General features: G+C 66.4%; 18 protein-coding genes. 10 read left to right on the top strand and 8 right to left on the bottom strand.

The genetic code is table 11. The features are described from left to right. Positions 1–21 precede the first annotated feature (21 nt). On the bottom strand, positions 22–1764 hold the full coding sequence (locus ACTIFP_RS13075) for an acyl-CoA dehydrogenase (RefSeq protein WP_439569141.1): 1743 nt from the start codon (positions 1762–1764) through the stop codon (positions 22–24). A gap of 51 nt (positions 1765–1815) precedes the next feature. Here ACTIFP_RS13075 and ACTIFP_RS13070 point away from each other — a divergent pair, with 51 nt between their 5' ends. Further along, on the top strand, positions 1816–2763 hold the full coding sequence (locus ACTIFP_RS13070) for an L-threonylcarbamoyladenylate synthase (RefSeq protein WP_439569140.1): 948 nt from the start codon (positions 1816–1818) through the stop codon (positions 2761–2763). A gap of 104 nt (positions 2764–2867) precedes the next feature. Here the strand turns inward: ACTIFP_RS13070 and ACTIFP_RS13065 are convergent, their stop codons facing one another. After that, positions 2868–3770 carry a DMT family transporter gene (locus ACTIFP_RS13065; RefSeq protein ID WP_439569139.1) on the bottom strand — a complete coding sequence of 301 codons (903 nt, stop codon included), beginning with the start codon at positions 3768–3770 and terminating at the stop codon, positions 2868–2870. A gap of 80 nt (positions 3771–3850) precedes the next feature. Here ACTIFP_RS13065 and ACTIFP_RS13060 point away from each other — a divergent pair, with 80 nt between their 5' ends. After that, positions 3851–4357, top strand: a complete 507-nt coding sequence (locus ACTIFP_RS13060) for a hypothetical protein (RefSeq protein ID WP_439569138.1) — start codon at positions 3851–3853, stop codon at positions 4355–4357. Here the strand turns inward: ACTIFP_RS13060 and ACTIFP_RS13055 are convergent. Next, positions 4354–5133: an SDR family NAD(P)-dependent oxidoreductase gene (locus ACTIFP_RS13055; RefSeq protein WP_439569137.1), complete on the bottom strand. Its 780-nt coding sequence runs from the start codon at positions 5131–5133 to the stop codon at positions 4354–4356. The two genes, ACTIFP_RS13060 and ACTIFP_RS13055, sit on opposite strands and share 4 nt — an antisense overlap. Positions 5134–5143: 10 nt before the next feature. Continuing rightward, positions 5144–5644: a thioredoxin family protein gene (locus tag ACTIFP_RS13050; RefSeq protein ID WP_439569136.1), complete on the bottom strand. Its 501-nt coding sequence runs from the start codon at positions 5642–5644 to the stop codon at positions 5144–5146. A 78-nt stretch (positions 5645–5722) separates the two neighbouring features. Here ACTIFP_RS13050 and ACTIFP_RS13045 point away from each other — a divergent pair, with 78 nt between their 5' ends. From ACTIFP_RS13045 to ACTIFP_RS13030, 4 genes are all read left to right on the top strand, one after another. Then, the gene (locus ACTIFP_RS13045) at positions 5723–7240 is read left to right on the top strand and encodes an acyl-CoA carboxylase subunit beta (RefSeq protein WP_439569135.1); all 1518 of its coding nucleotides are present in this window, start codon (positions 5723–5725) and stop codon (positions 7238–7240) included. Between the two features lie 134 nt (positions 7241–7374). Continuing rightward, positions 7375–8523 carry an acyltransferase family protein gene (locus ACTIFP_RS13040; protein ID WP_439569134.1) on the top strand — a complete coding sequence of 383 codons (1149 nt, stop codon included), beginning with the start codon at positions 7375–7377 and terminating at the stop codon, positions 8521–8523. A gap of 12 nt (positions 8524–8535) precedes the next feature. Then, on the top strand, positions 8536–8733 hold the full coding sequence (locus tag ACTIFP_RS13035) for a hypothetical protein (RefSeq protein WP_439569133.1): 198 nt from the start codon (positions 8536–8538) through the stop codon (positions 8731–8733). 80 nt (positions 8734–8813) lie between these two features. Then, positions 8814–9926, top strand: coding sequence for a S41 family peptidase (locus ACTIFP_RS13030; protein ID WP_439569132.1), 1113 nt, complete (start codon positions 8814–8816; stop codon positions 9924–9926). A gap of 7 nt (positions 9927–9933) precedes the next feature. Here ACTIFP_RS13030 and ACTIFP_RS13025 read toward each other — a convergent pair whose 3' ends face one another. From ACTIFP_RS13025 to fsa, 4 genes are all read right to left on the bottom strand, one after another. After that, a complete protein-coding gene (locus tag ACTIFP_RS13025; protein ID WP_439569131.1) occupies positions 9934–12063 on the bottom strand; it encodes a beta-propeller domain-containing protein in 2130 nt (709 codons plus the stop codon). 79 nt (positions 12064–12142) lie between these two features. After that, positions 12143–13639, bottom strand: a complete 1497-nt coding sequence (locus ACTIFP_RS13020; protein ID WP_439569130.1) for an acetyl-CoA acetyltransferase — start codon at positions 13637–13639, stop codon at positions 12143–12145. Between the two features lie 167 nt (positions 13640–13806). After that, positions 13807–14601 (bottom strand): crotonase/enoyl-CoA hydratase family protein, encoded by a 795-nt coding sequence (locus ACTIFP_RS13015; protein ID WP_439569129.1) that lies wholly within the window; start codon positions 14599–14601, stop codon positions 13807–13809. A gap of 169 nt (positions 14602–14770) precedes the next feature. Further along, positions 14771–15421: a fructose-6-phosphate aldolase gene (gene fsa, locus ACTIFP_RS13010; protein WP_439569128.1), complete on the bottom strand. Its 651-nt coding sequence runs from the start codon at positions 15419–15421 to the stop codon at positions 14771–14773. A 210-nt stretch (positions 15422–15631) separates the two neighbouring features. Between fsa and radA the strand changes: the two genes are divergently transcribed. The 4 genes from radA to ACTIFP_RS12990 are packed head-to-tail and all read left to right on the top strand — an operon-like array spanning position 15632 to position 19836. After that, the gene (gene radA, locus ACTIFP_RS13005; protein ID WP_439569127.1) at positions 15632–16993 is read left to right on the top strand and encodes a DNA repair protein RadA; all 1362 of its coding nucleotides are present in this window, start codon (positions 15632–15634) and stop codon (positions 16991–16993) included. A gap of 10 nt (positions 16994–17003) precedes the next feature. Further along, complete coding sequence (locus ACTIFP_RS13000) at positions 17004–17540, top strand: CvpA family protein (RefSeq protein ID WP_439569126.1); 537 nt, start codon at positions 17004–17006, stop codon at positions 17538–17540. Beyond that, a complete protein-coding gene (locus ACTIFP_RS12995) occupies positions 17537–17965 on the top strand; it encodes an iron-sulfur cluster assembly scaffold protein (RefSeq protein ID WP_439569125.1) in 429 nt (142 codons plus the stop codon). The genes ACTIFP_RS13000 and ACTIFP_RS12995 overlap by 4 nt, the downstream gene beginning before the upstream one ends. Then, positions 17962–19836, top strand: a complete 1875-nt coding sequence (locus tag ACTIFP_RS12990) for a cation:proton antiporter domain-containing protein (RefSeq protein ID WP_439569124.1) — start codon at positions 17962–17964, stop codon at positions 19834–19836. Before ACTIFP_RS12995 ends, ACTIFP_RS12990 begins: the two co-directional genes overlap by 4 nt. Positions 19837–19919: the final 83 nt, after the last annotated feature.

Genomic DNA, 19919 nt, shown 5'->3' with positions numbered 1-19919 from the left:
ACCCCAACGAATCCGGTCGTTTCAGGCGAATTGCGGCAACGGCGTGAGCGCCGCGTCGCCGGCGAGCGCCGACGGCGCCAGCCCGGTTGCCGCGGGGACGATCTGCGAGAGATAAAAACGCGTCGAGGCGATCTTCGCCTCAAGGAAGGCGGCGTCGCCGCTGCCCTCGTCGAGCGCAGCGCGTGCCGCCTGGTGCTGGATCGCCATCAGCCAGCCGCAGGTCGCGGTGGCGAGCATGGTGAGATAGGGGTAGCTGCCCGCGAGGCGGTCGGCAGTGTTCGCGCCGACCATCCAGTCGGTGACCGCGCGGCAGGCGTCGGCGAGTTGCTGGAGTTCGGGGAAACCCGCGGCGCCGCGCGCGATGTCGTCGATCAGGCCGCGGACCAGATCGCCCCCCGCCATGCCAAGCTTGCGCCCGACAAGGTCGGCGGCCTGAATGCCGTTGGTGCCTTCATAGATCGGCGCGATGCGCGCGTCGCGATAATGCTGCGCGGCGCCGGTTTCCTCGATGAACCCCATGCCGCCGTGGACCTGGACGCCAAGGCTGGCGACCTCGCAGCCGATGTCGGTCGCGTGCGCCTTGACCAGCGGGATGAGGATGTCGGCACGCATCGCGGCGGCTTCGTCGCCTAATTTACCGAAATCGATCTGCGCCGCGGCGTAATAAGTGAGCGCGCGCGCAGCCTCGGTCTGCGCGCGCATCCGCCACAGCATGCGGCGGACGTCGGGGTGCTGGTCGATCGTCACCGGGGCGCGGTCGGTGCCGCCCGCGAGCGCCGACTGGACGCGCTCGGCGGCGAAGCGCTGCGCCTGCTGCGTCGCGCGCTCGCCGATCTGGATGCCTTGGCAGCCGATCATCAGCCGCGCATTGTTCATCATCACGAACATCGCGCGCATCCCGCCCATTTCGGCGCCGACGATCTCGCCGAGGCAATCCTCGCCCTCGCCATAGACCATCACCGCGGTCGGCGAGCCATGGATGCCGAGCTTGTGCTCGATCGAGGCGCAATGGACGCCGTTCGAGTGCGCGGGCTTGCCGCCCGCATCGAGGCGATATTTGGGGACGAGAAAGAGCGAAATGCCGCGCGTTCCTTCGGGCGCCCCGGGTGTGCGCGCGAGGACGAGGTGGACGATATTGTCGGTGAGGTCGTGCTCGCCGAAGGTGATGAAGATTTTCTGGCCCTTGATCTTGTAGAGCCCGGCATGTTCGCCTTCGGTGATCTTTTCAGCGGTCGAGCGGAGCGCGCCGACGTCGCTGCCCGCGGCGGGCTCGGTCAGGTTCATCGTGCCGTTCCACTCGCCGGTGATCAGCTTGGGCAGCCAGGTCCGGCGCTGGTCCTCGGTGCCATAGGCCATCAGCGCGTGGATCGCGCCGGGGGTGAGGATGCTGCACAGCGAGAAGCCCATGTTCGCGCTGCCGAGCGCCTCGATCACCACCGTCGCGAGGGTGAAGGGCAGATCCTGCCCGCCATAGTCGCCGGGGCCGTCGATGCTGCCCCAGCCGGCGTCGACGAACTGTTTATAGGCTTCCTTGAAACCGGGCGGCATGGTGACCTTGCCGTCGTCCCATTTGGGATTGACCGTGTCGCCGACGCGATTGAGCGGGGCGTACACATCGGCGGCAAACTCGCCGATACCGGTGACGATCGCCTCGACCATGTCGGGGGTCGCGGCGGCGAATTTGTCATGGCTCGCCATCGCGTCGATGCGCGCGATATGGTCGAGGACGAAGAGCTGTTCGGTGGTGGGCGGCGTGTAGATCATGGGCTGGGCACTTTGCTGGTGAATATCGTTGCGCGGGCGCTATAGCGCGGCATGGCCGATGCCTCAAAGTCCACAATTGTTCGCCCGTTCGATAGCCAGACTATCACGGATGCGAAGACGTTGATCGCGGCGGGCGAGCCGGTCGCGGTGCCGACCGAGACGGTTTATGGGCTCGCCGCCGATGCGCGCAATGGCGCGGCGGTCGCGCGCATCTATGCCGCGAAGGGCCGACCCGATTTCAATCCGTTGATCGTGCATGTGCCTGACCTTGCGGCGGCTGAGCGGCTGGGCGTTTTTGGTGTGGTCGAGCGGGCGCTCGCGGCGCACTTCTGGCCGGGGCCGCTGACTCTGGTCGTACCGCGCGCGGTGGATTGTCCGGTAGCGAGCATCGCGACGGCGGGGCTCGATACGATCGCGCTGCGCGTGCCGGGCCACCGCGCGATGCAGGCTTTGCTGGCGGAAACGGGCGCGCCGCTCGCGGCGCCGAGCGCCAATGCGAGCGGGGGGGTGAGCCCGACGAAGGCGGCACATGTGCTGGCGACGCTGGACGGGCGGATCGCGCTGGTGATCGACGACGGGCCGACGACGGCAGGCGTGGAGTCGACGATCGCGCGGGTGACGGACGGCGCGGTCGAGGTGATGCGGCCGGGGCCGGTTACGGCGGATATGCTGGCAGCGGCCTGCGGGCTTGCAGTGTCGGGCGTCACGGGATCACAGATCGTCGCGCCGGGGATGCTGGCGAGCCATTATGCGCCGGGCAAGCCGGTGCGGCTGGGCGCGGCGGATTTCGCGGACGACGAATATGGGATCGGGTTCGGGGTGGTCGCAGGCGACTATAGCCTGAGCGTGGCGGGCGATCTGACCGAGGCAGCGGCACGATTGTTCGATGCGCTGCATGCCGGGGCGGCGAGCGCGAAGGCGCGGATTGCGGTGGCGGCGGTTCCAAGCAATGGGCTGGGTGCGGCGATCAATGATCGGTTGGCGAGGGCGGCGGTCTAATAAAGTCCGTTCGCATCGAGCGAAGTCGAGATGCCGCCCAGTTATGCACTGACGATGGGTGTCTCGACTTCGCTCGACACGAACGGAGATAGGAGGCCGCTAGGCTAAGCCGCCGCCGGCTCGATGGGATCAAGCTGCGGCGTTTTGCGTGCCACGATCAAACAGCCGACGACGATCAGCACCGCGCCGGCGATCGTCGGCCAGGTCACGGCCTCGTCGAAGAACATCCAGCCGAACAGCATCGCCCACAGAAAGCCGGTATATTCGGTGGTCGCCAGAATCTGTGCCTCGGCGCGGGCATAGGCCCAGCTGAGCAGCAGCAGCGAGGTGACCGCGAGGATTGCGGCGCCAAGGATGTGCGGGGCGTGCTCGCCGCCGGGGACGGCGAGGAACCATGGAGCGCCGAGCGCCAGGATCAGCGCGACGAAGCCGTTCTGGAAAAAGGCGATCTCCATCGGCTCGGCCATCTTTGCCTGCCGCCGCGCGAGGATGAGGTTATAGGCATAGAGCAGCGCCGAGCCGACGACCGCCGCGACCGCCCACAGCGCATCGGGCGCATAGTCGCCGCGCCCCAGCTTGCCGGCGACGATGACGATCACCCCGGCGATGCCGAGCAGCGAGGCGATGATCGAGCGCGGGCCGATGCGTTCGCCGAGGAAAATCGCCGCCATATAGAGCGTCGCCAGCGGCGCGATGAAGGCGATCGCGATCGCCTCGGCCATCGGCAGCCGCGCCAGCGCCCAGAAAAAGCTGACCGCCATCCCCGCCACGAACAGCGAGCGGACGGCGTGGATACGCAGCGTGGCGCGGTCGGGCATCGCAGGGCGCGACGCCAAATAGAGCGCACCGCTGAGGATCGTTCCGGCCCCGGTGCGCCACAGGACCGCGTTATACGCGCCGATGTCGATCGACAGCCCCTTCATCAGCACGTCCATCGCCGAAAAGGTCGCGATGCCCGCGCAGGCGATCAGGAACGGGATGACGGGAGAGGGCGAATCGGGGCGCATGGATGGCGCTGTAGCGGAGATTGTCCGATCCGGTAACGCATCCGCTTGCATGGCCCCAGCAGCGCATGTAACATCGTATCATGGGTTGGCGGGGCTTTCTTCATATCACGCTGTTGACGTTGGTTGTCGGCGGAGCTTTTCTTTTCTGGCTGGCGCCGAAGGATCCATTCAGTCCGGCGGAGACGGCGCTGTTCGACGGGCTGGACCAGCTCGTTTCCAAACGTAACCCGGCACCCGCTGACTTCGTTGATGCCTTTGGCCTGCCCGCTGAATGTCGATCCGGCGACTGCTACATTGAAAGATGGTCCAAGCCTGCCTTGGGCAATCCCCGTGTCCGACTGAGTCAGGAAGTGGGAGGCAGTATCTTCGAGATCGCACTCGACCGGGTTTGTGTCCGCACCGATCGGGTCACCGTGAAATATCGCGGTGGAAAGATCGAAAGCCTCTGCGACCATGGACCCTGCCCCAAATATGCCGTTTGGAGCGACTGGGGCATTATGGCGTTTGACTGGCCCCGAAAGCCGTCGAATTGCGTTGGGGATGTCGTCATCAACACCGGCCGATTGTTTCGCGATCGTGCACCCTAACGAAACGTCGCCTGTCCCGCGCCGTCGATGTTGAGTTTCTGGCCCGAGCAATAGCTGTTCGCGTCGCTGACAAACCACACCACCGCCGCCGCGACGTCGGCGGGGACAGCGACGCGGCCGAAGGGCATTTTGGCGGCGAGATGCTGGATGTCATCCTGGCCGGTGATCGCGCGCGACAGTTTTTCGCCCATGTCGCTGACGGTCAGCGCGGGGGCGACGATGTTGACGCGGACGCCGTTCGCCAGCTCTTCCTTGGCCAAGGCATAGGCCAGCGCTTCGCCCGCCGCCTTGGCCATCGTGTAGGGCGCGCCGTTGGGTGAGTGGGTGTAGGTCGCGATGCTGGAAATGACGATGATGTCGCTGCGGGCGTGGCTGCGGAGCTGGGGCAGCGCGAGGCGGCTGAGGCGGTGCGGGCCGGCGGCGTGGACCGCGAACAATTTGTCGACCTCTTCGGGGCTGGTGTCGGCGACCGATTGGCCGCGGCTCGCGATGCCGGCGTTGTTGACGAGGATCGACATCGGCCCGAAGTCGGCTTCGACCGCGGCGACCATCGCGGCGCAGGCGGCTTCGTCGGTGACCGACGCCTGATAGGCCTTTGCCTTGCGACCCAAGGCGGTGATCGCGGCGACGGTTTCGGCGGCTTCCTGCGCGCCGCGGGTGTAGTTGACCGCGACGTCGGCGCCCGCTTCGGCCAGCCCGATCGCGATCCCGCGCCCGATCCCGCGCGAGGCGCCGGTGACGAGCGCGACGCGGCCCGCAAGATTCATGTCGGCCATGCGTCTCTCCCTATTGCATCAGTTCGTTGTAAATCTCGTCGTCGCTGCGGCTGGCGGCGTTGCGCCACTTGGGCGCTGCCTTGCGGTTCAGGACGGTGCCGTCGGCGGTCAGGATCGCGACGGTCGGGGTGCCCTTGATCTTTTTGAACCCGAAGCGTTTCGGCACCGCGGGATTGCGGCCAAGCCCGCGCACATGCGGCATGCCGATGTCGGCATAAACGATCGCGTAGCGATCGCGGACGGGCGCGAAGCGGTCGGTGGCGATCAGGTTGGCGAGCCAGGCGCTGTCGTGGCAGCCGCCGGTGCCCATGACCAGCAGGACGCGCTTGTCCGCCCCTTTTGCTTCGGCAAGCGCGGCGTCGATGGTGGCCATCGGATCGGCAATGAAAGCGTCGGTCTTATACGCGTCTTCGATGCCGGGGAGGGTGCGCGGGGCGATGCCGTCCGCGGCCAGCGCGGGCGTCATCAGAAGCAGCGAAGCGGTGAGGGCGGCGAAGAATTTGCGGATCATCGCATGAGGATAGCAGCGGGATAGAGGTGGGCAAGGTTTTGCATGACGTTTCCGTCAACGTCAGTTAGCCTTTGCCCCATGAGCTGGAAAAAAGAAGTGGGCGAACTGGGCCAACGCCGCGCGATGGCCGAGAAGATGGGCGGCGAGGAAAAGGTCGCGCGGCAGCACAGCCGCGGCAAGATGGACGCGCGGGCGCGGCTCGCGGGGATCGTCGATGCGGGGAGCTTTCGCGAGATCGGCAAGATTGCGGGGCGCGGGCGCTATGGGGCCGATGGCGAACTCGAAGACCTCGCCGCGAGCAATTTCATCTTTGGCCGCGCCAATATCGACGGGCGCCCCGTGGTTGCCAGCGCCGACGATTTTACCGTGCGCGGCGGCGCGGCCGATGCCGCGCTGCACAGGAAGTTCGTCCAGTGCGAGGCGATGGCGCATGAATATCGCCTGCCGCTGATCCGCATGATCGACGGGACCGGCGGCGGCGGGTCGGTCAAGACGCTGGAGGATATGGGGTACACCTATATCCCGCACGTGCCCGGCTGGGACGAGATCATCGCGAACCTCGATACGGTGCCGGTGGTGGCATTGGCGCTGGGGCCGACCGCGGGGCTGGGCGCGGCGCGGGTGGTGGCGAGCCATTACAGCATCATGGTGCGCGGGCTGTCGCAGCTGTTCGCGGCGGGGCCCGCGGTTGCGGCGGCGATCGGCGATACGCTCGACCGCGAGGAGCTGGGCGGCAGCGACGTGCATACGCGCAACGGCGTCGTCGACGACGAGGTCGCGAGCGAGGCCGAGGCGTTCGCGGCGGCGCGGCGGTTCCTGTCCTATCTGCCGTCATCGATCCACGACCGCGCGCTGCGGACCGAATGCAATGATCCGGTCGACCGGCGCGACGAGAGCTTGCTGTCGGTCGTGCCGCGCGAGGCGAAGCAGGTCTATGCGATGCGGCGGATTTGCGACGCGGTGTTCGACCGCGGCAGCTTCTTCGAAATGGGTGCGCGCTGGGGGCGGGCGGTGATTACCGCGTTCGCGCGGCTCGACGGTTATCCGGTCGCGGTGCTGGCGAGCGACCCCTCCTACCTCGGCGGATCGTGGGATGCGAAGACGAGCGAGAAGGCCGAACGCTTCGTCAAGCTGGCCGACCAGTTCCGGCTGCCGATCGTGCATCTGGTCGACAACCCCGGCTTCATGATCGGCGGCGAGGCCGAGCGGACGGGGACGATCCGTTATGGGGTGCAGGCGATGAACGCGATCTACCGCGCGACGGTGCCGCTGGCGTCGGTGGTGGTGCGCCGCGCTTACGGAATCGCGGGCAGCGCGATGTCGAACGCCGAGCGTTTCCAGTATCGCTTTGCCTGGCCGTCGGGCGACTGGGGCAGCCTGCCGATCGAGGGCGGGGTCGAGGTGGCGTACAAGAGCGAGCTGGAGGCGGCGGCGGACCCGGCGGCGCATCTGGAGGCGATCCGCGAGCGGCTGAACAGGGTGCGCAGCCCGTTCCGCACCGCCGAGAAATTCGGGGTCGAGGATATTATCGATCCGCGCGATACACGCCCCTTGCTGTGCGAATTCGCTGATCTGGCGTGGCGGGCGCTGAAATAGGCGGAAGGTGACGCGGGACGTAGTTGCGGGGTGCCATAGGAGCGCTGAGACACTCCCCTGTTTCGTCATCCCGGCCTTCGCCGAGATAACGGATGGCGGGGTGGCAGAGAAATGACGACGAGAGGGGGCGGTTGGTGACCACGCAACGCCATTACGGCATGGACTGGCTGCGGATCGCAGCGTTTGCGCTGCTGATCCTCTATCATATCGGCATGTATTTCGTGCCGTGGGGTTGGCATGTGAAGATCGCGCAGCCGATCGACTGGGTGCAGATCCCGATGCTGGCGACCAACAGCTGGCGGCTCGCCCTGCTGTTCCTGGTGTCGGGCTATGCCAGCGCGGCGCTGTTCGCCAAGCTGGGCGGCAGCGCCAGTTTCGCGCGGTCGCGCAGCGCGCGGCTGCTGATCCCGCTGGTCTTTGGCATCATCATCATCATCCCGCCGCAGCCGTGGATCGAACTGGTGAGCCAGCATGGCTATGCCCGCGGCCTCGGCCATTTCTGGCTCCACGATTATTTCCGCTTTGGCGCGCTGGACGGGATCATCCTGCCGACGTGGCAGCATCTGTGGTTCGTCGTGTATCTGTGGGTCTATACGATGCTGGCCGCGGCCGTGCTGGCGTTGGTGCCCGGCGCGGTGCGCGCGCGGGTTGCCGATGCGGCGGCGCGGCTGCTTGGCGGATGGGGTCTGGGCGGATGGGGCCTGCTGATCTGGCCGCTGGCGGTGTGGTTGCTGATCTATGCCCTGTTTCCGGGCCATGACGAGACCCACGCGCTGTTCGACGACGGGCCGTCGCATCTTCATTATCTGACCCCCTTTTGCGTCGGCTGGCTGCTGCGCGTGCGCAGCGGGCTGTTCGATGCGGTCGCGCGCTGCTGGCGCGTCGCGCTGGGCATCGCGGCGGCGGCGCTGGCGGTCGTCACGGTCATCCTGTCGCTGTGGCTGAGCGGGGCGCAGCCGCCCGAATGGGGGCGGTCGGCGTTCGAGATTGCGCATCTGGTCCAGGGCTGGGCGGCGATCGTCGCGCTGCTGGGGATCGCCGATCGCTGGTGGAACCGCGACCATCCGCGGCGCGCGATGCTCGCCGAGGCGGTGTTCCCCTTTTACATCATCCACCAGACGATCATCGTCGTCGTCGGCTGGTATCTGCTCCGGGCACAGGTTACCGCGCTGCCGTCTTTCCTGGTCCTGCTCGCGGCGACGACGACGGGGTGCTGGCTTTTCTATTGGATCGCGCGCAGCATCGGCTGGCTGCGGCCGCTGATCGGATTGCAGCGCCAATAGGGGGAGATCATCATGGGTGCATTGAAGGGCGTTCTCGCGATCGTCGGGGTCGCGATGATTTTGGTCGGCGGGCTGTGGGCGTTGCAGGGGCTCGACATCATACGCTGGCCGGCGAGCAGCTTCATGCTGGGCGACACGGCCTGGACGCGCAATGGTGTCGTGCTCGCGGTGGTCGGCATCTTTCTGGTCTGGTTCGCGCGCAAGCGCTGAGTGTCAACGACTACAAACGTAGTTGATCTGTGTTGCCAATGCGATACACTCCCGGTCGGTCCAGGTTGAACGGGAGAGCGATGATGATTCGGACGACGCATATTGTGGCTGCCTTGCTGTTGGCGACCGGAACCGCGATGGCGCCGACGATGCTGTCGTCGCCGGCGCGGGCAGCCGACGAGGCGAGCGCCAATGCGATCGCCGAAAAATATGCCGCGCTGCTCGAACGCGATTATGTCTATCCCGAAACGGGCAAGCGTTATGCGGCGGCGATCCGCGCCGCGATCGCCTCGGGCCGCTATGCGCCGCTGGCGGGCGATGCGCTGGCGAGGGCGCTCGACGCCGCGGTGAATGGCGTGTCGCCCGACGGCCATCTGCGCGTCCGCCCGCCCGAAGGCAGCACGCCCGCCACGCCGCCCGCGGGGAGCAGTCCGCCGCGCGCCGCGCCGGTGACCCTGCCGCCGGTCGAGCAGCCCGGTTGGATCGCGCCGGGGATCGCCTATGTCCGTTTCAACCTGTTCCCGATGGACGCGGCGGTGACCGCGCAGGCGGCGAAGTTCATGGCCGATCATGCCGATGCCAAAGCAATCATCTTTGACATCCGCACCCATCGCGGCGGCGGGCTCGATCAGATGGACGTCATTTTTCCCTGGCTGTTCGCCAAGCCGACGCGGCTGGTGACGATGGCGACGCGCGCCTCGGTCGAAGCGGCGGGCGGCTCGCCGATCGACGGGCTGGCGTCGATGCGCAAGGTGGCGGGCGATGCCGCGATGGTGGCGCGCGAACATTGGGCGGCGCCCAACGGCGACACGCGGCTGCGCGATGCAAAAATCTATGTTCTGACATCGGGTGCAACCGGTTCGGCGGCCGAACATTTCGCGTTGGCGATGAAGCATACGGGTCGCGGCACGTTGGTCGGCAGCGCCACCGGGGGCGCCAATCATTTCGGGCGCGGCGAGGATCTGGGGGGCGGGTTCCAGGCGTTCATCCCGGTCGGGCGAACCTATGATCCCGTCACCGGCAAGGATTGGGAAAGCGACGGCGTCGCGCCCGACATCGCGGTGGCGCCCGCCGACGCGCTGGTGCGCGTGCTCACCGACCTTGGCGTCGCGGCGGGCGAGGCGAAGCGATTGTCCGACCTGCATCTGCCGAAAGCGCCGATGGAGCGGCGGCGCCCGCGCGCCGCGCGCTGATCGGCCTCTAACGCGGCGGCAGCGGCGTCGTCAGGTCGATGCGCGCGACTTCGCTGATCCGGCCCGCGTCGATGCGCGCCTCGACCAAGCTGGTGCCCATCAGGCCGAAGATGCGGCCCGCCAGGAACACCGGGCGCGAATTGCCGTACCAGTCGATGCACGACACCTCGCAATCATAATCGGGGTGCGTTTCGACATCGTCGGCAGGCACCGCGATCAATGCCCCGGCATCGGCGAGTTGGCCGGCGGGCGATTTGGTCAGGAAACTGAGGTCGGAGGTGTCCGACCGCCACCACCAGCGCCCCGATTCTTCGGTCCCCTTGACCGTCGGCACCCCGATGATGCCGTTGCCACCGGCGTCGACGACGCTGTTGAAGGCGTGGCTGCGGCCTTCGCTTTCGTAGCGGCGCGCGAGGAAGGTGGACGAGAGGATGCGCGCATCCTTGCCAAGCCCGATGAGGGTGAGGTTGAGCCCCTTGTCGTCGCGATAGCCGTTGACGATGATGTCGCCTCCGACGCGTTCGGTGCGCACGACATTGTGCGGGATGTCGATGACCACGGCGTTGCGGGGGCGTTTGACCGGAACTGCGACCGCTTTGCTCGACTGCGGACCGGCGTCGGCGTCGGGCGGATAACCGCGCCAGCTGTCACGGCCGCCGAACACCAGCCAGTCGTCCGCGAAACGGTTTTCGACGATCCGTTTGCCGGTCGAGGGAAGCGGGGTGAAATCATGGTCGGGAACAGGTTCGAAGATGGTGCCGAAGGCGCTCGTACGGATTTTCAGGAAGCTGTTTTCGGCCGGCGCGCGATAGGCGCCCTCGCAGCGAAAGGTGCGCCAGTCGACCAGCGCGCGAAACTCGCCGTCGCGCTCGTCCATCGACAGATGGTCATAGGGGACGCCCGATACTCCGGCGACGCTGGCGTCGCGCGCGCCGATCGGCAGGCGATAGAGCGCGCCGGGCGCGACGTCGCGCCGTGCCGCGCGCGGCAGCGCCGGATAGGGCTGGTCATAGCTCCAGTCCTTCACACATTCGGCAAGATCCCACATATCGATGTCGCTCGCCGACGAATTCCACAAATAGATGGTTTCGGGCGACACGAACATTTCGGCGGCGCGCGGGCCGACAAAGCCGGTGGTGCGGCAGTCGAGGCTGCGCTTGCGGTCGAAATCGCCCAGCGGGCACACTGAAATCGCGTGGATCGTCGGTTCGGCGGTACGCAGCACGGGTTTGTAGATCGACCGGACGTCGAGCAGCGGGCGGCCTTCGGCCTGCCGCTGCTTGCGTTCGGCCTCGGGCAGCCAGCGGCGGAGGACGGGGCGGTCGTCCAGATCTTCGAATTGTTCGAGCGAATAGGGGGTATAGACGACCAGCCGGTCGCCGACGATGCGCGTCGCATAATTGTCGACGTCGTAATAATCGTCGGAGGTAATCAGGAAGACGCCTTCGCTCGTCACCCGCCCGCTCGCCTGGTCGAGCTTGAAGATCGACATTTCGGTCGCATCGTCTTCATAACTATAGGCGGTGATGATGACATGGTCGCCCTGGACCAGCATTTCGTCATACCAGTCGGCGCCTTCGAAATCATCTTCCCACTTATATTTCTTGACCCGGTCGGCGGGCAGGCGGCGATAGACGTCGGCGCGATCGGTCAGCTGCATCGTCTTGATATTGATCGCAAAGATGCGGCCGTCCTGCAGCACCAGCAGATAGTCGCCGATCTGTTTGACGATGTCGCCCTCATCGACCCCCGCGGTCTGGACATTGGTGATCGAGGTCGGCGCCGCAACGCTCGTCCCGGTCACGACGACGCTGTCGGCGTTGCTCTCGTCGGGGCACATTTCGGGATCTTCGCAGACCGGTACCTCGTCCTGCGTGAACGCCGCGACGATGATCTGCCCCGTCGCACTGGTCCCCGCGTCGGCGCGCTTGGCGCGGTCCTGAATGCGGTCGAGACTTTTGAGGTAGCGGCGAAACTCGCCTTCGCCGGTATAGCGGACGAGCTCCTTTTCGGTAACGGCGTCGAACGCCCGGTTTTCGAAAGCCGGAACCTGCCCCGCGCTGGTCGCGACGTCGGTCGATGTCGCGGCGCAGCCCGCAAGCGACACCATGATCCCTGCCAGCCAGAATCCGCGCATCGATTCGCCTCCCCCAAATATGGGGCAGGAATATCATCAATCAATCGCGCTGGTTAGCCTTGGGTAGCACGGGTACATGTTAGGCCGCGCGCCAGCCGAACCCATCGCCCAGCGCCACCACCTCGCCCGCCATGCCGATCGGCTCGGCGGTGCCGTCGGTCAGCAAGGTCAGCATCGCCGTGTCGGTCACATCGACATGCGCCAGCGTGCGGGCGCCGCCCGGGGTGCGCGCGACGACGACGCCGGCCTTGGGGGTGCCGTCGCGGCCGTAGAATATCGTGTAACTTTCGATCGTCGCCGACCCGGCATAATCCTCGATCAGATCGGGCACCGCGCCGCGCTGCGCTTCGGCCTCGGCCTGATAATCGAAATCCTGCGGGAAGCTGGCTGCCGCGATCGGCTCGCGCCCCAGCACGATGCAGTGATTGTCGGTGGCGAACCCGCCGTTGGCGAACAGAAAGCCATAGCGGCCCTCGGCGCGCAGCCGATCGACCATCGAGACGATCGCATGGCTCATATAATTGGCGATCGGGCCACCGCCAAAGGTCAGGCCGCCGAACACGGTGGCGGGACGATCGACCGGCCAGCCGAGAATACGCCGCGCCATCTTGGGCACGCAAGGAAAGCAGCTGTAGAGTTCGACATGGTCGAAATCCGCCGCGGTCATGCCATTGAGCGCGAGGGTGCGGGTGATCGACGTTGCCATGCTGACGCTGCCGTCATAGCGATCGCGGTGGAGGATGCTGGGCGGTTCCTTGGCCGCGGCGCCCATGCCGACATAAATCAGGCGGTCCTCGGGGATGCCGCGCCGCCACGCTTCGGCAAGGCTGGCAACGATAAAGCCCGCGCCCTGATTGACCGACGAATTGGCGACCATCAGCTTCGAATAGGGAAAGGCGATCGGCCGGTTGCGTTCATCGACGGTCAGGATGTCGGTGGGGGAAGCGGGCTTGCGGATCCAGGCGCCGTCGTTCGCGGCGGCGACCTCGGAAAAGCGCGACCAGATTTCAGCGCTTTCGGCCTGCGCGTCGGCCAGGCTCTGTCCCCACGCGGCGCGGGTCGCATTTTCATAAAGCGGATAGACATCGACGGGCGCCGACAGGCCGTGCTTCTGCGCATAATTGGGCTCGCGCCGCGTCGCGACCTGACGGATCGCATTATAGCTTTTGTCCTCGCCGCTCGCCGCTTTCGCGGCGCGGCCCGCGGCGGTGCGCAGCGCTTCGCCGCCGACGATGGCGGCGAGTTTGACTTCGCCCGCGCCGATGCGGTTCGCCGCCTCGTTGAGCAGGCGCACCGGGGTGTCGCCGTGCGGCGCGGCGGACTGGTAGTTGATCGCGGGGGTCGCGCCGATTGCGGCGGCCAGCGGTTCGCACAGCTTGCCAAGATGGTGGAAGCTGATCTGATCGACGATCGCCAGGCTGTCGAGGTCGGCCAGCGAGATGCCTGCATCTTCCGCTGCGAGCTTCAGCGCCGCGACCATTAGCCCAAGCGAATCGAGTCCGTCGTCGGGATCGGCGGGGCGGTCGTTGATCTGCCCGACGCCGATGATGACAGGGATGCGTTCGGGATCAGTCATCCAAATTCTCCGTTCGTGTCGAGCGAAGTCGAGACACCCCGAGGGAAGGCGCCAAGCCGATGGGCATCTCGACTTCCGGCATTCGCCGGAAGTTTATCGTGAGCGCCCGCAGGGCAGTCGAAGGGCTCGATGCGAACGGAAAAGGGAGGGCGTCAAAGGTCATCATATCAGCGCGCCTTCCATTCGGGCTTGCGCTTTTCGGCAAAGGCGCGCGGACCTTCGCGCGCGTCTTCGCTGCGCATCAGCGCGGTGCGTTCGAGCGTGTTGGCTTCCCAAAAGGGCGCGTCGGCGGCGATGCGGCCGTCGTGGATACCGAGCGCGACGCGTTTCGACGCCTGCACCGACAGCGGCGCGTTGGCGGCGATCTTTTCGGCGAGCGAAATCGCGGTGGGCAGCAGGTCGGCAAGCGGCACGACATGATTGACGAGGCCGAACTCGGCGGCGCGCGCGGCGGGGATCGGGTCGCCGGTCAGCATATATTCCATCGCCAGCTTCTTCGGCAGTTGCTGCGCGAGGCGAAAGGCGCCGCCCGCTGCGGCGAAAAGCCCGACCTTGACCTCGGGCAGGCCGAATTGCGCATGATCGGCGGCGACAATGATGTCGCTCATCAGCGCGATCTCGCAGCCGCCGCCAAAGGCGAAGCCATTGACCGCGGCGATGATCGGCTTCGAGATCGGATGCAACACCATGCCCGCAAAGCCCCACGCCTGCTGCACCGGATCGTCGGGATAGAGGCTTTCGCCGCGGGATAGGGCGACCAGATCGGCGCCCGCGCAGAAGCTCTTGTCGCCCGCGCCGGTGATGACGACGGCGCGGATTTCGGGATCGGTTTCGGCGGTTTCGAGCGCAGTGCCGATGCCGATATGGACCGCGGCGTTGACCGCGTTGCGCGCCTCGGGCCGGTTGATCGTGACGATCAGCACATGCCCGCGGCGTTCGGTGAGAATGGTGGTGTCGGTCATCGCGAATCTCTCCCTTTCGGGGGAGTATCGCGGTTGGTTGACGTTTACGTCAACTGGAAAGGGCGGAGGAACAATCGTCGCCCCGCGACGGCGGCGGCCGCTAGCGGTTTATGCGGCTATGTAGGACTAAACCGACAGCGGCCCCCGCCTTCGCGGGGGTGACGGCTTTTTAGATCGACTGGCCGGTCTTCGCCCAGTCGGCGAGGAAGCCTTCGATGCCCTTTTCGGTCAGGATATGCTTGAACAACCCCTTGATGACCGACGGCGGCGCGGTCATCACGTCGGCGCCGATCTTCGCGGCCTCGAGGACATGGATGCCGTGGCGGACGCTGGCGACGAGGATTTGGGTCTCATAGCCGTAATTGTCGTAGATCAGCCGGATGTCGGAGATCAGCTGCATCCCGTCGAAGCCATTGTCGTCGTGACGGCCGACGAAGGGCGAGACGAAGGTCGCGCCAGCCTTTGCCGCAAGCAGCGCCTGCGCCGCCGAGAAGCAGAGCGTGACATTGACCATCGTGCCGTCGCCGGTCAGCGCCTTGCACGTTTTCAGCCCGTCGATTGTCAGCGGCACCTTGATGCAGACATTGGGGGCGATCTTGCGGAGGATTTCGGCCTCTTTCATCATCGTTGCATGGTCGAGCGCGACGACTTCCGCCGACACGGGGCCAGTGGTCAGCGCGCAGATTTCGCGGGTCACTTCCTTGAAATCGCGCCCCGACTTGGCGATCAGCGACGGGTTGGTGGTGACCCCGTCGAGCAGGCCGGTCGCGGCGAGTTCCTGGATGTCGGCGATTTCGGCGGTGTCGGCGAAGAATTTCATGGGACGGGCTTTCTGTCGGAAGGGCGATTCGGATTGGTGATCGCCCTAGAGCAACGACGGAGAAAACTGAACCGTCCTGTCCATCAATCGTCATGCCGGGCTTGATCCGGCATCCATTGCAGCGGCGCCGCATGGACCCCGGATCAAGTCCGGGGTGACGACGGTTTGAAACTGCTGGCGTTCCATCTTTGTTCCGATTATGCGCCAGTCATGGTCAAAGCAAAACGTCAATATGTCTGTCAGAATTGCGGCTCCGCCACCTATCGCTGGCAGGGGCAGTGCGCCGATTGCGGCGAGTGGAACACATTGGTCGAAGAGGCGGGCGAGACCGTCTTTTCGGCCAAGCATGACCTGAGCAAAGGCGGGCGGACGATTGCGCTCGAAACGCTGAATGCCGAGAGCAAGATGCCCGAGCGGATGCTGTGCGGGATCGCCGAATTCGACCGCGCGCTGGGCGGCGGCTTCGTCGCGGGGTCGGCGACGCTGATCGGCGGCGATCCGGGGATCGGCAAATCGACCTTGCTGCTCCAGGCGGCGGGACGGCTCGCGCAGGCGGGCAAGTCGGTGGTCTATATCAGCGGCGAGGAAGCGGCGGCGCAGGTGCGGCTGCGCGCCCAGCGGCTGGGGCTGGGCAATGCGCCGGTGGCGCTGGCGAGCGCGACGTCGGTGCGCGATATTTTGGCGACGCTCGATCGGCAGACCGCCGATTTTGTCGTGATCGATTCGATCCAGACGATGCACAGCGACCTGATCGACAGCGCGCCGGGGACGGTCAGCCAGGTCCGCGCGAGCGCGCAGGAATTGATCCGCTATGCCAAGGACAGCGACGCCGCGATCGTGCTGGTCGGCCATGTCACCAAGGACGGGACGATCGCGGGGCCGCGCGTGCTGGAGCATATGGTCGACACCGTGCTGGCGTTCGAGGGCGAGCGCAGTCATCAATATCGTATCCTGCGCGCGGTGAAGAACCGCTTTGGCGGCACCGACGAGATCGGGGTGTTCGCGATGGGCGAGGAGGGGCTGGGCGAGGTGGCGAACCCGTCGAGCCTGTTCCTGACCGACCGCAGCCGCGATGTTCCGGGATCGGTGGTGTTTCCGGCACTCGAAGGTACCCGCCCGGTGCTGGTCGAGGTGCAGGCGCTGACCGTGCGGCTGGCGAGCGGGGCGACGCCGCGAAGGGCGGTGGTCGGCTGGGACAGCGGGCGGCTGGCGATGGTGCTGGCGGTCTTGGAGGCGCGCTGCGGGCTGCAAATGGGCGCCGCCGAAGTCTATCTGAACATTGCGGGCGGCTACCGGCTCACCGACCCCGCCGCCGATCTGGCGGTCGCCGCGGCGCTGATTTCGGCGTTCAGCGAGCGGCCGGTGCCCGCCGACGCGATCGTGTTCGGCGAATTGTCGCTGTCGGGTGAGGTGCGGCAGGTGTCGCACGACGGCCTCAGGCTGCGCGAAGCGGCAAAGCTGGGTTTTTCGCGCGGCTGGGGGCCGCAGGGGATGAAGCCGGTCGGCGGAATAGCGGTGACCGGTTTCGAACGGCTCGGCGAACTCGTTGACCTGATGCTCGGTCGCGACTAGCCACCCCTGAATGGGAAGTCTGACAGCTCTGGATATCCTCGTACTGACGCTCGTCGGCGGCAGCGCGGTGCTCGGTTTTTCGCGCGGCCTGGTGCAGGAAGTGACGACGTTGCTCGCCTGGATCCTGGCGATCGCGGCGGTGCGCTTCTTTCATCCGGCTGTCACCGACCTGCTCACCGGTTGGGTCGGCAGCGGCGGCGGGGCGGCGATGCTGGCGTTCGTGCTGCTGTTCGGCGGCGTCTTTGCTTTTGCCAAATGGGGATCGCGCGCGATGGGCCAGCGCAGCCGCGCCTCGCTCGTCGGCGGTTTTGACCGCGGGCTGGGGGCGGGGTTCGGCGCGGTGAAGGGGCTGATGATCGCGGCGCTCGGCTTCATGGTGCTGACGCTGCTCTACGACATCGGATACGGCAACGCGCAGCGCCCGGCGTGGATGACCGACAGCCGCACCTATCCGGCGCTCAATGCGACGAGCCAGGCGCTGAGCAAGGTGATCGCCGAGCGCCGCGCCGAAGCGCGCGAGGCCGAGGCCGAAGCGGCAACACCATGAGCGCGCCGCTGTACAATCGCGACATTTTGGCGCTGGCGGTGGCGACCGCTGACCATCTGCCCAATCCCGATGCGCGCTTTCACGCGACGGCGCGGGCGCCGCTGTGCGGCAGCCGCATCCTGCTCGACCTCGACGCCGATGACGCGGGGCGGGTGACCGGAATCGGCATGCACGTCGAAGCCTGCGCCTTGGGACAGGCGGCGGCGACGCTGCTGGCGCGTCACGTCAAAGGACGCAGCCGCGACGAGATCCGCGAGGCGCGCGAGGCGATCGCGGGCTGGTTCGGCGGCACGGGCGAGGTTCCCGACTGGCCGGGCTTTGACCTGCTCGCCCCCGCGCGCGACTATCCGGCGCGGCAGGGGGCGATCCTCCTGCCGTTCGACGCCGCGATCCTGGCGCTCGAAAAACAGGGCGCGCGGGTGTGAACCTGCTGGCGCTGACCGCGGCGGCAACCGACGTGGCGGCCGAAAAGGTCACCGATACCGCGCTGATCGAAGGCGCGATCCTGCTGGGGGTCGCGACCTTGTTCGTGCTGCTGTTCCGCCGTCTCGGCCTTGGCGCGGTGCTCGGCTATCTGATCGCGGGGTCGCTGGTCGGTCCCTATGGACTGGGGCTGGTCGGCGGCGGCGAATCGAAGCTCGCCTTTGCCGAAATCGGTATCGCTTTCCTGCTCTTCCTCGTCGGCCTCGAACTCCATCCGCGGCGGCTGTGGGACATGCGCCGCGCGATCTTTGGGCTGGGGCTGGCGCAGGTCGTGGTGACCGGGCTGGTGCTCAGCGGGCTGATTTTCCTGACCTTGGGTTTCAGCTGGCAGGCGGCGCTGGCGCTCGGGCTGCCGCTGGCGCTGTCGTCGACCGCGCAGGTGCTGCCCAGCCTGAAAAGCTCGGGGCGGATCAATTCGCCCTTCGGCGAAAAGGCGTTTTCGATCCTGTTGTTCCAAGATCTGGCGATCGTGCCGATGATTACGATCGTCGCGGCGTTATCGCGCGCGCCCGCCAACCCTGACGCCCCGCCGGGTTGGGAAACCGCGTTCTTTACGGTGTGGGCGATCATCGTCCTCGTCCTTGCCGGGCGCTTTGTCGTCAACCCGTTGCTGCGGATCATCGGCCGCTATGGCGAGCGCGAGCTGTTCGTCGTCGTCGGATTGCTCGTCGTCCTCGCCAGCGCGGCGTTCATGCACAGCCTGCACCTGTCGACCGCGCTCGGCGCGTTTATCGCCGGCGTGATGCTCGCAGATTCGCCATACCGGCACGAGATCGAGGCCGACGTCGAACCCTTTCGCCTCGTGCTGCTCGGGTTGTTCTTCCTCGCGGTCGGCATGGTGCTCGACCTTAATGTCATTCGCGACGATCCGCTGCGCGTCGTCGCGCTTGCCGCGGGGCTGGTCGCGGTGAAGGTCGCGGTGCTGACCGTCATCGTCCGCCTGTTCGGCAAGCCGTGGAGCGTCGCGCTGGGGCTTGGCCTGCTGCTCAGCCAGGGCGGCGAATTCGGCTTTCTGCTGTTCACCCAGGCGACCGAGGCGCAACTGATCGCGCCCGAAGCCGCCAGCCTGTTCAGCGCCGTCGTGACGCTGTCGATGGTGTCGACGCCGTTCCTGATGCTGTTCGCGCGCAACCTGGAATTCGCCCCCGAAAGCGTCGAAGCCGAACTCGACGATCCCGAACATGCGCCGCGCGGGTCGGCGATCGTCGTCGGGTACGGGCGCTTCGGGCAGATCGTGACGCAGATGCTGAACGCGGTCGATTGTTCGGTGACGCTGATCGACAAGAAGGCCAGCCAGATCGAGACGTCGGGGCGCTACAATACCAAAGTCTATTATGGCGACGGGCTGCGCGTCGACGTGCTGCGCCGCGCCGATGCCGAACAGGCGCGGCTGATCATCTTTTGCACCGACGATCGCAGCATCGACGCCGCGGTGCTGGCGCCGATCGTCAAGGCGTTTCCGAACGCGAAAATCCTGACCCGGGTTTTCGACCGCCGTCAGCTGATGGCGATCGACGGCGCCGGGGTCGATGGCGCGGTGCGCGAGACCTTTGAAAGCTCGATCGCGTTGGGGCTACTGGCGCTCAAGCAGATCGACGTCAGCGAAGCGGAGATCGCCGATGTCGAACAGGCGCTGCGTCACCTCGATGCCGAGCGGCTGCATGTGCAGATCAGCGAAGGCGATCTGACCGCGGGGATGGACCATCGTTTCATCGCGGGCGGCGGACGGCAGGCGGCGAGTGTGCTGGAAACGCTGCGCGAACGGCGGCATGCGGCGAAGCTGGCGCGGGAAGAGGGCGAGGCGGCGGGGTAAAGCGCTGCGCTCCCCAATATTCCGTTTGTGCTGAGCTTGTCGAAGCACCGTTCTTCTTTTGCGGCGTCGCGAAGAAAGAACGG

The organism is Sphingopyxis sp. (assembly GCF_051861155.1).
In the GTDB taxonomy this organism is placed as follows: Bacteria; Pseudomonadota; Alphaproteobacteria; order Sphingomonadales; family Sphingomonadaceae; genus Sphingopyxis.
The sequence above is the reverse complement of the archived record's forward strand: the minus strand, read 5'-3'. Positions and strand labels throughout refer to the sequence as shown.